12 protein-coding genes are annotated in these 11,883 nt (G+C 50.7%); 10 read left to right on the plus strand and 2 right to left on the minus strand.

Annotated elements, in window-relative coordinates; all coding sequences use genetic code 11:
* Positions 1-39: 39 nt before the first annotated feature.
* On the minus strand, positions 40-543 hold the full coding sequence (locus tag LZP96_RS09170; RefSeq protein WP_064326558.1) for a non-heme ferritin-like protein: 504 nt from the start codon (positions 541-543) through the stop codon (positions 40-42).
* Between the two features lie 413 nt (positions 544-956).
* Here LZP96_RS09170 and LZP96_RS09175 point away from each other — a divergent pair, with 413 nt between their 5' ends.
* The 6 genes from LZP96_RS09175 to otsA all read left to right on the plus strand — a co-directional run bounded on the left by LZP96_RS09175 (position 957) and on the right by otsA (position 7,778).
* Entirely contained in the window at positions 957-1,514 is a 558-nt protein-coding gene (locus tag LZP96_RS09175; protein ID WP_064326557.1) for a DJ-1 family glyoxalase III, read from the plus strand.
* A 316-nt stretch (positions 1,515-1,830) separates the two neighbouring features.
* Positions 1,831-2,820: an arabinose ABC transporter substrate-binding protein gene (locus LZP96_RS09180; protein ID WP_064326556.1), complete on the plus strand. Its 990-nt coding sequence runs from the start codon at positions 1,831-1,833 to the stop codon at positions 2,818-2,820.
* 70 nt (positions 2,821-2,890) lie between these two features.
* Positions 2,891-4,405, plus strand: a complete 1,515-nt coding sequence (gene araG, locus LZP96_RS09185) for an L-arabinose ABC transporter ATP-binding protein AraG (protein ID WP_064326555.1) — start codon at positions 2,891-2,893, stop codon at positions 4,403-4,405.
* Between the two features lie 14 nt (positions 4,406-4,419).
* Complete coding sequence (gene araH / locus LZP96_RS09190) at positions 4,420-5,400, plus strand: L-arabinose ABC transporter permease AraH (RefSeq protein ID WP_064326554.1); 981 nt, start codon at positions 4,420-4,422, stop codon at positions 5,398-5,400.
* Between the two features lie 175 nt (positions 5,401-5,575).
* Complete coding sequence (otsB, locus tag LZP96_RS09195; RefSeq protein ID WP_064326553.1) at positions 5,576-6,379, plus strand: trehalose-phosphatase; 804 nt, start codon at positions 5,576-5,578, stop codon at positions 6,377-6,379.
* Positions 6,354-7,778, plus strand: a complete 1,425-nt coding sequence (otsA, locus tag LZP96_RS09200) for an alpha,alpha-trehalose-phosphate synthase (RefSeq protein ID WP_064326552.1) — start codon at positions 6,354-6,356, stop codon at positions 7,776-7,778. The genes otsB and otsA overlap by 26 nt, the downstream gene beginning before the upstream one ends.
* Positions 7,779-7,793: 15 nt before the next feature.
* Here the strand turns inward: otsA and uspC are convergent, their stop codons facing one another.
* Positions 7,794-8,222: a universal stress protein UspC gene (gene uspC, locus LZP96_RS09205; protein ID WP_064326551.1), complete on the minus strand. Its 429-nt coding sequence runs from the start codon at positions 8,220-8,222 to the stop codon at positions 7,794-7,796.
* A gap of 789 nt (positions 8,223-9,011) precedes the next feature.
* Here uspC and flhD point away from each other — a divergent pair.
* The 4 genes from flhD to motB all read left to right on the plus strand — a co-directional run bounded on the left by flhD (position 9,012) and on the right by motB (position 11,880).
* On the plus strand, positions 9,012-9,362 hold the full coding sequence (gene flhD, locus LZP96_RS09210; RefSeq protein WP_198324735.1) for a flagellar transcriptional regulator FlhD: 351 nt from the start codon (positions 9,012-9,014) through the stop codon (positions 9,360-9,362).
* 2 nt (positions 9,363-9,364) lie between these two features.
* Positions 9,365-9,943: a flagellar transcriptional regulator FlhC gene (gene flhC / locus LZP96_RS09215; RefSeq protein ID WP_064326549.1), complete on the plus strand. Its 579-nt coding sequence runs from the start codon at positions 9,365-9,367 to the stop codon at positions 9,941-9,943.
* 123 nt (positions 9,944-10,066) lie between these two features.
* Entirely contained in the window at positions 10,067-10,954 is an 888-nt protein-coding gene (gene motA, locus LZP96_RS09220; RefSeq protein WP_064326548.1) for a flagellar motor stator protein MotA, read from the plus strand.
* Positions 10,951-11,880: a flagellar motor protein MotB gene (motB, locus tag LZP96_RS09225; RefSeq protein WP_064326547.1), complete on the plus strand. Its 930-nt coding sequence runs from the start codon at positions 10,951-10,953 to the stop codon at positions 11,878-11,880. Before motA ends, motB begins: the two co-directional genes overlap by 4 nt.
* Positions 11,881-11,883 lie beyond the last annotated feature (3 nt).

Genomic DNA, 11,883 nt, shown 5'->3' on the forward strand with positions numbered 1-11,883 from the left:
CGGGCCGCCACACGGTAAGAGGGCGCGGCCCGTTCGTTGTTAATGCTTTTGCTCATTCACGACGTTGACGAGATACTGGTCGGTTTGCTCTGCGCACAAACCAGCACGTTTCGCGCTGCGAACTTCATCGAGGATAGTCTTAAGCAGAACACCGTCCTGCAGCTTTTCTTTACCCATATCATGCAAAAAATCCAGGGTAGCATCGTCTTTGAGGATTTTTGCTTCATCAGCCAGTTCGTTGAGGGTGCTGCAACGACGATCGTACTCATCCAGGGTTTTTTGAAATAACTCTTCCAGGCATGTGTACTCCTCATCTGACATGTCGATGGGTTTAACGATTGGATTTGCACCGGCCTTCTTCATAAATTCAAACACGCGCATCATCTGGGTGACGTTGCTTTGTGCCTGGGAACGAAGAAACATCGCGGTGCCGTTAAGGCTGTGCTCAGAACACCAGTCGCTCAAATGCAAATAAAGATTCGACGCATAGAATTCAAGATTCATCTGGGTATTGAGCTTTTGCACCATTACTGGAGTCGTCATTGTAATATCCTTATTTCCATGGGTTAAAGACAGAATAAATCCGCTGTGTCTTTCATGAATGTGATCGGTTATCCACTTCCTTTCAATTATTATTTAGAATAGCGCGCCATGCTGATTAAGAAAACTCTTATTCTGTCGTTTTTACGAACCATTACAAATAATAATATTAATTCAATATATCCTGTATTATAAGCACGTTTTGGAGTGGTAATATTTCTATATCAATGATTTATAAGGCTATTTTCCAGGGTTATTTTTCAGGGAGCTTTTCTTTTGATTTGGGTCAAAATTTAAAAATTGCGCTACATCATTTTTACGCAAAGAGTGGAAGTGTGATCCAGGTGCAAGTTTGATCTGCGTCTTTTTGTGAATATGAAACATTGTTTTAATTCATGATAATTAAGGAAATCCACATGGCAAAGGTAGCGGTGCTATTAGCACCGGGTTTTGAAGAAGCTGAAGCAATCATCACTATCGATATTTTGCGGCGGATGCAAATTGAGGTCGAGATGCTGGCCTGTGCCGGGTCGCGCGCGGTGGTGAGTTATCACAATATTCCTATGGTGGCCGACAGCACGCTAACCGAGCGTAAAGCGACGCTTTATGATGCGGTGGTGCTTCCTGGTGGGCCACAGGGCAGCGTGAATCTGGCCGCCAGTGAAGAGGTGGTACGTTTCGTTGCGGCGCATGATGAGGCCGGGAAACTCATCTGTCCGATCTGCTCGGCTGCTGCGCGGGTGCTGGGCGGAAATCAGCTTCTTAAGGGACGCCGCTACGTCTGCTCGGGGGATTTATGGGAAACGGTGCAGGATGGCCTCTACGTCGATGCTCCCGTCGTGGAGGATCGCAATCTTCTCAGCGGAAAGGGGCTGGGTCATGCCTTTGATTTTGCCCTGACGCTTGCGGCGCGATTGCTGAAGGATGAAACGGCCGTGCGCGATCACGCCGAACACATCTATTACGCCTGGTAATTTTTCACCCGGGCGCTATGGCGTCCGGATTACAGGGATTTCTTAGCTGGTCTTATGGATTATTCTGCTTAGCACCCTTCTATTTGTCCGACAATTCTCGCTTTATTTATGTCATTTTCCGCTAAATCTATGTACGCAATTACTGTAATTCTGCGGTGTGATGTTGCTCTCTTATGGATGATTAATTTCCCGCTAAAACTATCCTCAGCGCTATCGCTTATAACAGGGTGCGCGCTAAAACCTTGTTTTAAGTCTGATTAAATTAATTTCGTGAAAATATCCCCTACATAAAAGAAAGTTAAAGCTGGAGTTAACCATGCACAAATTTACTAAAACGCTGGCGGCCATTGGCCTGGCCGCTGTTATGTCACAATCCGCTATCGCTGAGAATTTAAAACTGGGTTTTCTGGTTAAGCAGCCTGAGGAACCCTGGTTCCAGACGGAATGGAAATTTGCCGATAAGGCCGGGAAAGATCTGGGCTTTGACGTCATTAAAATTGCCGTACCGGATGGCGAAAAAACCCTTAACGCCATTGATAGCCTGGCCGCAAGCGGTGCGAAAGGCTTTGTTATTTGTACGCCCGATCCCAAACTGGGCTCTGCCATCGTGGCAAAAGCGCGCGGTTACGGTATGAAAGTCATTGCCGTGGACGACCAGTTTGTTACCGCCAAAGGTAAGCCGATGGACACGGTGCCGCTGGTCATGATGGCAGCCACCAAAATCGGCGAACGCCAGGGTCAGGAACTGTTTAAAGAGATGCAAAAACGCGGCTGGGATGTCAAAGAGACCGGCGTGATGGCCATTACGGCAGATGAACTGGACACCGCACGTCGCCGTACAACGGGTTCTATCGATGCGTTGAAAGCGGCCGGTTTCCCGGAAAAACAGATCTATAAAGTCCCAACCAAATCCAACGATATTCCTGGCGCATTCGACGCAGCGAACTCCATGCTGGTGCAGCATCCAGAGGTGAAACACTGGCTGGTGGTCGGGATGAACGATAACACCGTGCTGGGCGGCGTACGTGCAACCGAAGGTCAGGGCTTTAAGGCACCAAATGTCATCGGCATCGGCATTAACGGCGTGGATGCGGTGAGTGAGCTGTCAAAAGCGCAGGCCACCGGCTTCTATGGCTCTCTGCTGCCAAGCCCGGATGTACACGGCTATAAATCCAGCGAAATGCTCTACAACTGGGTAACCAAAGATGCTGAGCCTGCGAAGTTCACCGAAGTCACCGATGTGGTGCTGATTACGCGCGACAACTTCAAAGAAGAGCTGGCCAAAAAAGGGCTGGGCGGTAAGTAAATAGTGGTGATTGCGCCCCTCTGTGAGTCATGAGGGGCCAGACGTACACGACTGGATCCACGGAGACGTTATGCAACAGTCTGACCCGTATCTCTCATTTCGCGGTATAGGTAAAACCTTTCCCGGTGTTAACGCGCTGACCGATATCAGCTTCGACTGCTATCCTGGTCAGGTTCACGCCCTGATGGGGGAGAACGGCGCGGGTAAATCCACGCTGTTGAAAATCCTCAGCGGTAATTATGCCCCGACGACGGGCACGCTCGCCCTACGTGGCGAAGAGGTTGCCTTTACCGATACCACAGCGGCACTGAACGCCGGGGTCGCGATCATTTACCAGGAACTGCACCTGGTACCCGAAATGACGGTGGCGGAAAACATCTATTTAGGCCAACTCCCGCACAAAGGCGGTTTCGTTAATCGTTCATTACTGAATTACGAAGCGGGTTTGCAGCTTAAACACCTTGGCCTGGATATCGACCCGCAAACGCCGTTGAAATATCTGTCGATTGGTCAATGGCAAATGGTGGAAATCGCTAAAGCGCTGGCGCGCAATGCGAAGATTATCGCCTTTGATGAACCGACCAGCTCATTATCAGCGCGCGAGATTGAAAACCTGTTCCGCGTCATACGCGAACTGCGTAAAGAGGGGCGAATTATTTTATACGTCTCGCACCGTATGGAAGAGATATTTGCCCTCAGCGATGCCATTACCGTGTTCAAGGATGGCCGTTATGTGCGCACCTTTACCGATATGCAGCAGGTGAATCACGATCAGCTGGTGCAGGCGATGGTCGGGCGCGATCTCGGGGACATTTACCACTGGAAACCGCGCCAGCACGGCTCAGAGCGTTTGCGCCTTGATGGCGTAAAAGCGCCAGGCGTGCGCAAACCTGTCAGCCTGACGGTGCGCAGCGGCGAGATTGTAGGGCTGTTTGGTCTGGTGGGCGCAGGGCGCAGTGAATTAATGAAAGGCCTCTTTGGCGGCACGCGCATTACCGAAGGACAGGTGTATATCGACGGTCAGGCTGTAGAGATCCGTAAACCCGCGCACGCTATCCGGGCAGGGATGATGCTCTGTCCGGAAGACCGGAAAGCCGACGGCATTATTCCGGTGCACTCCGTTCGCGACAATATCAACATCTCCGCGCGGCGAAAATTCATTCGTGCGGGTTGCCTGATTAACGACGGCTGGGAGTCCAGTAACGCCGACCATCATATTCGTTCGCTGAATATCAAAACGCCGGGGGCAGAACAGCTGATCATGAACCTGTCCGGGGGCAATCAGCAAAAAGCGATTCTGGGGCGTTGGCTTTCAGAGGAGATGAAGGTCATTTTGCTTGATGAGCCGACACGCGGTATCGACGTTGGCGCAAAGCATGAAATCTATAACGTCATCTATGAGCTGGCAAAACGCGGTGTGGCGGTGTTATTTGCCTCAAGCGATCTGCCTGAAGTGCTGGGCGTGGCTGACCGTATCATCGTGATGCGTGAAGGCGATATCGCCGGTGAAGTGTTACATGAACAGGCGAATGAACAACAGGCGTTGAGCCTCGCCATGCCTAAAGTCAGCCAGGCCGTCGCCTGAGTAAGGAGTTAATGATGTCCTCTGTTACGACAACCCGAGCGTCGAAATCGTCTTTCTCTTTTGGACGCATCTGGGATCAATACGGAATGCTGGTGGTCTTCGCCGCCCTGTTCCTCTGTTGTGCGATATTTGTGCCTAACTTTGCCACCTTCATCAACATGAAAGGGCTGGGTCTGGCTATCTCCATGTCGGGCATGGTTGCCTGCGGCATGCTGTTCTGCCTGGCGTCAGGTGATTTTGACCTCTCTGTGGCCTCCGTTATTGCCTGCGCCGGTGTGACCACGGCGGTGGTGATCAACATGACGGAAAGCCTGTGGATTGGCGTCTTTGCCGGTTTGTTGCTGGGCGTGCTGAGTGGCCTGGTGAATGGTTTTGTCATTGCGCGTCTGAAAATCAATGCCCTGATCACGACTCTTGCGACGATGCAGATCGTGCGCGGTCTGGCTTATATTATTTCCGACGGTAAAGCGGTCGGGATTGAAGATGAGCGTTTCTTCACGCTGGGCTATGCCAACTGGCTGGGTCTGCCTGCGCCGATCTGGCTGACGGTAGGCTGTCTGATTATCTTTGGTTTTCTGCTCAACAGAACCACCTTTGGGCGCAATACGCTGGCGATTGGCGGAAATGAAGAGGCGGCACGTCTGGCAGGTGTGCCCGTGGTGCGCACAAAAATTATTATCTTCGTGTTGTCAGGGCTGGTATCGGCTGCGGCGGGAATTATTCTTGCCTCTCGTATGACCAGCGGTCAGCCAATGACTTCTATTGGTTATGAGCTGATTGTCATCTCCGCGTGCGTTTTAGGGGGCGTTTCACTGAAGGGAGGCATCGGAAAAATCTCATATGTGGTCGCCGGTATCCTGATTCTTGGCACCGTTGAGAACGCCATGAACTTGCTCAATATTTCGCCATTCTCTCAGTACGTTGTCAGGGGTCTGATCCTGCTGGCAGCCGTGATATTCGACCGTTACAAGCAAAAAGCGAAGCGCACCGTCTAGCGTTCGTTTTTACCCCGATTGACTCAACTTTTAAGTTTAGTCGCACCTCTCTTCCGCCTGCCAGCATCGCTGTCAGGCGGTTTGCTAAATGGCGAGCCCCGTCACACTGTCTATACTTACATGGCTTATTAAGATGTCGACCTTTAGACATCTACACATTGTGAGGAGGACAAGGGTGGAAGATACATTAATTATACCGCCTGTTATTTTCGGACATTACGCTCTCTTTTTTGACCTTGACGGTACGCTTGCAGAGATTAAACCGCACCCCGATCAGGTGGTCTTGCCCGAAGAGGTCCTGCGGGCGTTAAAACAACTCGCCGCGTTGAATGACGGGGCACTGGCATTGATTTCAGGGCGTTCAATGGCGGAGCTTGATCAGCTTGCCAGTCCACATCGCTTTCCGCTTGCAGGCGTGCATGGTGCAGAGCGTCGTGATATCGATGGCAATACGCATGTCTTTACGCTTCCCGAATCGCTCATTCTTCAGCTACAGGCGCTGCTTGAGACATCGCTGGTTCATCTGCCGGGTACGGAGCTTGAGGCTAAAGGCATGGCCTTCGCGCTGCATTATCGACAGGCGCCGGAGTACGAAGAAGCCATCATGTCGCTGGCGGCGGCAGTGGTGCGCGATCATCCACAGCTGGCCATACAGCCCGGTAAATGCGTGGTGGAAATCAAACCGAAAGGGATCAACAAAGGTGAAGCTATTGCCGCATTCATGGCAGAGGCGCCTTTCCACGGCAGAACCCCGCTCTTTATTGGCGATGACCTGACGGACGAGTATGGCTTCGATGTCGTGAACAAGATGAACGGCATGTCGATAAAAGTCGGGCAGGGTGAAACAAATGCACATTGGCGTCTGGCGAACGTTGCCAGCGTTTGGGAATGGGTCATTGAAGTCGCTAACCAGCAACAACAACAAATAGCGCATAACCAAGGGGGAAATCAGTATGGGTCGCTTAGTCGTCGTCTCTAATCGTATCGCACCACCGGATGATAAAAAAGCCAGTGCAGGCGGTCTTGCGGTTGGGGTATTAGGTGCCTTGAAAGCTACAGGTGGGCTTTGGTTTGGCTGGAGTGGTGAGATTGGTAATGAAGATCAGCCGTTGCAGAAAGTGACGCGCGGGAACATTACCTGGGCTTCATTTAACCTCAGCGAAAAAGATCATGAAGAGTATTACTCACAGTTTTCCAATGCGGTGCTGTGGCCCGCATTCCACTATCGCCTCGATCTGGTTAAATTCCAGCGTGAGGCCTGGGAAGGTTACTCCCGCGTCAATGCGCTGCTGGCGGATAAACTCCTGCCGTTAATCAAGGAAGACGATATTCTGTGGATCCACGATTACCATCTGCTGCCGTTTGCCAGCGAACTGCGTAAGCGTGGCGTGAATAACCGCATTGGCTTCTTCCTGCATATCCCGTTCCCAACGCCGGAAATCTTCAACGCTTTACCGCCGCATGAAGAGTTGCTGGACCAGCTGTGCGATTACGATTTGCTGGGCTTCCAGACTGACAGCGACCGCGTTTCATTCCTGGACAGCCTGTCGAGTAAAACGCGGGTGTCGACCCGGGAAGGAAAATCCCATACCGCCTGGGGAAAAACCTTCCATACGGAAGTGTATCCTATCGGTATTGAGCCAGAAGAGATCGAAAAACAGGCTTCCGGGCCGCTGCCACCTAAACTGGCACAGCTTAAAAACGAGCTGAAGAATGTGAAGAATATTTTCTCAGTAGAGCGTCTGGATTACTCGAAAGGGTTACCGGAACGTTTCCTGGCGTACGAGGCGCTGCTGGAAAAATACCCTGAGCATCACGGCAAGATTCGCTATACGCAGATTGCGCCGACATCACGCGGCGAAGTGCAAGCGTATCAGGACATTCGTCATCAGCTTGAGACGGAAGCAGGGCGCATTAATGGCCGATACGGCCAGCTGGGATGGACACCGCTTTATTATCTCAATCAGCATTTTGATCGCAAAATTTTGATGCAGGTCTTCCGCTATGCCGATGTTGGCCTGGTCACGCCGCTGCGCGATGGTATGAATCTGGTCGCGAAGGAGTATGTTGCGGCGCAGGATCCGGCCGATCCTGGGGTACTGGTGCTCTCGCAGTTTGCCGGCGCGGCCAATGAACTGACCTCGGCTTTACTCGTGAACCCTTACGATCGCGATGATGTAGCGAATGCGCTCGATCGTGCGCTGAAGATGCCGTTAACTGAACGCATTTCACGCCATTCCGAGATGATGAAGGTGATTCGGGAAAATGACATCAATCACTGGCAGGCGCGGTTCATGGATGATTTGAAGCAGATTTCACCGCGTACGGTGGAGAGCAATCTGCAAAAAAAGGTCGCCACCTTTCCTAAACTTGCCTGAAGAGGATCCCGGGGGTTAATGGCCCCCGAGAGGCACTAATAACACATCGACCTGGCTTGAACTGACAATGGCTTTTGCTGAACAGGCGGCCCGGGAAAAAAAGCTCTGATTATGATTCCCGCATATCACCAGGTCGATATTCTCTTTACGGCATATATCCAGAATATGTTCACTTAACTCCCCGGTCGCAATAAAGGTGCGTGCGACAGGATAATGGGCTTTTTCCTCAAGCTCGCGCAGAAACTGCTGCGTTTCTTCCTGCAAAACCTCACGAATATTCTCCAGCATCGGTGCGGCCAGTTGATTATACATTTCCGGCTCGGTGGCGAGCGTGACCAGGCTGATGCGCGCGTTAAGGGGGCGGGCGATAGAGACAGCGCGGGCAACAAGCTGGTGACTTTCGGGGGTAACTGCAACACAAACAAGCACATGGCTATAACTCATCGCTCACTCCTTTGCTGCGTGAAAACGACTCTAAAAACAGCTTTAGCGCGATTTGAACCGCTTCGCAAGAGGTCAATACGACATTAGTGTGACGGTTATCATAATTATTCATTAATTATTCTTATAAAAAGAATAATGGCATAAATGCGCGGGTACTGTGAAATGAGTCACTTAACGTAAATCTTACAAATCAAATAATGTCTGTCCATATCATTGTAACGTGTAATCAACAGCTCCGTGATGATCACCCGGCGTAATTAATCCAGAATGATTGATAATTAACTGCTTGTTTTTAAAGTGCTTTGATTTTTTGTATCTAACTTAGAAATAAGCATCCCTCCCTGTAGTACCTCATTGAAACTAGTAGCCTGCTACGATCCCGCTTTGTTAACACTACTGCATGAGTATTCGATTCATCAGAATAGAAAAGACGATCGCATGAGCACAAAATAGCCAACTTACAAGTCATACTGATGGATTTATCAGTCATTCTGTCTTACATTATGTGATCTGCGTCACATTTTTTTTAAAATTCAGGAGAGGCTGCATTGTATGTGTCAAAACTGACGAGTACAGTTGCGTCGAATTAGGAAAAATCTTAGTTATTTGTAAGAAATGATAAAACGTGTAACAAGAAAGTTATCATTTACCTTCTGCACGTTTGGCGCTTCTTCGCCTAAATTCGACTATGCATTTCGCCTTTTCTTTTTTTACCGGGGTTTTCCCGGCGACATCACGGGGTGCGGTTAATCCGCATAAGAAAATAGTAAGTTATTCGGGATGGGAAAAATGCATACATCCGAGTTGCTAAAACACGTGTATGACATCAATTTGTCATATTTATTGCTTGCGCAACGTTTAATTAGTCAGGACAAACCGTCCGCGATGTTTCGCCTTGGTATCAATGAAGAAATGGCAACGACTCTGGGTGGATTAACGCTCCCGCAGATGGTTAAGCTGGCAGAAACCAATCAGTTAGTTTGTCAGTTCCGTTTTGATAATCACCAGACGATCACGCGCTTAACGCAAGATTCACGCGTTGACGATCTGCAACAGATTCACACCGGAATTTTGTTGTCTACCCGTTTGCTTAACGACATCAGCCCGACTGATGACGCGGGCCGTAAGAAAAGGGCCTGAAGATGAGCGAAAAAAGCATTGTTCAGGAAGCTCGCGACATCCAGTTGGCTATGGAGTTGATAACGCTGGGCGCCCGCTTGCAAATGCTGGAAAGCGAGACTCAGCTGAGCCGCGGTCGACTTATCAAACTGTATAAAGAGCTACGCGGCAGTCCGCCACCAAAAGGGATGCTGCCGTTTTCTACAGACTGGTTTATGACCTGGGAACAGAACATCCACGCGTCGATGTTCTGCAATGCCTGGCAGTACCTTTTGAAAACCGGTTTATGTAGCGGCGTCGATGCCGTTATTAAAGCTTACAAACTCTATCTGGAACAGTGTCCTCAAGCGGAAGAGGGGCCTATTCTGGCGCTGACCCGTGCCTGGACGCTGGTTCGTTTTGTTGAAAGCGGCATGCTGCAGCTATCTCGTTGCAACTGCTGTGACGGCAACTTTATCACCCATGCTCACCAGCCAGTGGGTAGCTTTGCCTGTAGTTTATGCCAGCCGCCATCGCGTGCGGTAAAAAGACGTAAACTTTCCCCAAATGCTGCCGATATTATTCCACAACTGCTGGATGAACAGATCGAACAAGCTGTTTAACCCGAACCTGTGGGCATGAATCCAGCAGCGGTAAGAAATTACCGCTGCTTTTTTTTGCCCAGGAATCGGATGACCTTGTTGACCTGAACGTCCTGCCATAGTCACTAGCGGAAGGATGATGTCGTGCTTATCTTAATAGGTTACCTGGTAGTTATCGGTACTGTTTTCGGCGGTTATATGATGACCGGCGGGCACCTTGGAGCACTCTATCAACCCGCTGAACTCATCATTATCGGCGGCGCAGGGGTAGGTGCTTTTATCGTTGGCAACAACGGTAAATCGATTAAAGGAACGCTGAAAGCAATTCCATTGCTGTTCCGTCGTTCTAAGTACACCAAAAGTATGTATATGGACTTGCTGGCGCTGCTCTATCGCCTGATGGCGAAGTCACGTCAACAGGGGATGTTTTCGCTGGAACGCGATATTGAAAATCCCAAAGAGAGCGAGATCTTTGCCAGCTATCCACGGATCCTTGCGGATGCCATGATGCTCGATTTTATCGTGGATTATCTGCGCCTTATCATCAGCGGCAACATGAACACCTTCGAAATTGAAGCGCTCATGGACGAAGAAATTGAAACCCACGAGAGCGAATCTGAAGTGCCGGCAAACAGCCTGGCGCTGGTGGGCGATTCGTTGCCAGCCTTTGGTATCGTGGCGGCTGTAATGGGAGTTGTGCACGCTCTGGCCTCTGCGGACCGTCCGGCGGCTGAATTAGGTGCCTTGATTGCCCACGCCATGGTCGGGACATTCCTCGGGATTCTGCTGGCGTATGGTTTTATCTCGCCACTGGCGAGCGTGTTACGTCAGAAAAGCGCGGAAACCACCAAAATGATGCAGTGCGTCAAAATTACGCTGCTTTCCAACCTTAACGGTTATGCGCCGCCAATCGCGGTGGAATTCGGACGTAAAACGCTCTACTCCAGCGAGCGTCCATCGTTCGTGGAGCTGGAAGAGCACGTGCGTGCGGTTAAAAACCCAAACCAACAAACGACGACTGAGGACGCATGAAAAATCAGTCCCACCCTATCGTCATCGTAAAAAAGCGCAAACACAAAAGTCATGGGCATGGTTCCCATGGTTCGTGGAAAATCGCTTATGCGGACTTTATGACCGCAATGATGGCGTTTTTCCTGGTGATGTGGCTGATTTCGATTTCAAGCCCGAAAGAGCTGATTCAGATCGCAGAATATTTCAGAACCCCGTTGGCAACGGCGGTGACGGGCGGGCAGCGTATTTCTGAAAGCGACAGCCCTATCCCTGGCGGGGGCGATGACTTCACCCAGCGTAAAGGTGAAGTGAAAAAAGAGCCTAACATTGATGAGCTGAAAAAACGCATGGAGCAGGCGCGGTTGAAGAAACTGCGCGGCGACCTGGATCAGCTGATCGAGGCCGATCCTAAACTTCGTGCCTTGCGTCCACATCTGAAGATCGATCTGGTTCAGGAAGGGTTGCGCATCCAGATTATCGATAGCCAGAACCGCCCTATGTTCAAAACGGGGAGCGCAGACGTTGAACCTTATATGCGCGACATTCTGCGCGGCATCGCGCCCGTTCTGAATGGTATTCAGAACCGCATCAGCCTGTCTGGCCATACGGATGATTACCCTTACGCCAATGGCGAAAAGGGTTACAGCAACTGGGAGCTTTCTGCCGATCGTGCCAATGCCTCGCGTCGCGAGCTGGTGGCCGGTGGGCTGGATGAAGGCAAAGTTCTGCGCGTCGTCGGCATGGCCGCAACCATGCGCGTCAGCGATCGCGGACCGGATGATGCCATTAACCGTCGTATCAGTCTTTTAGTGCTCAATCAGCAGGCGGAGCAGAGCATTCTGCATGAAAACGCCGAAAGCCAGAACGAGTCACTGGACGATTTAAAACAGCCTGGGGCCGTTCCTTCGGCTGCCGTTCCAACATCGCCACCAGCCAATCCGAGGTGATAG

This window comes from Huaxiibacter chinensis, assembly GCF_022171985.1.
Classification (GTDB): Bacteria; Pseudomonadota; Gammaproteobacteria; order Enterobacterales; family Enterobacteriaceae; genus Enterobacter; species Enterobacter chinensis_A.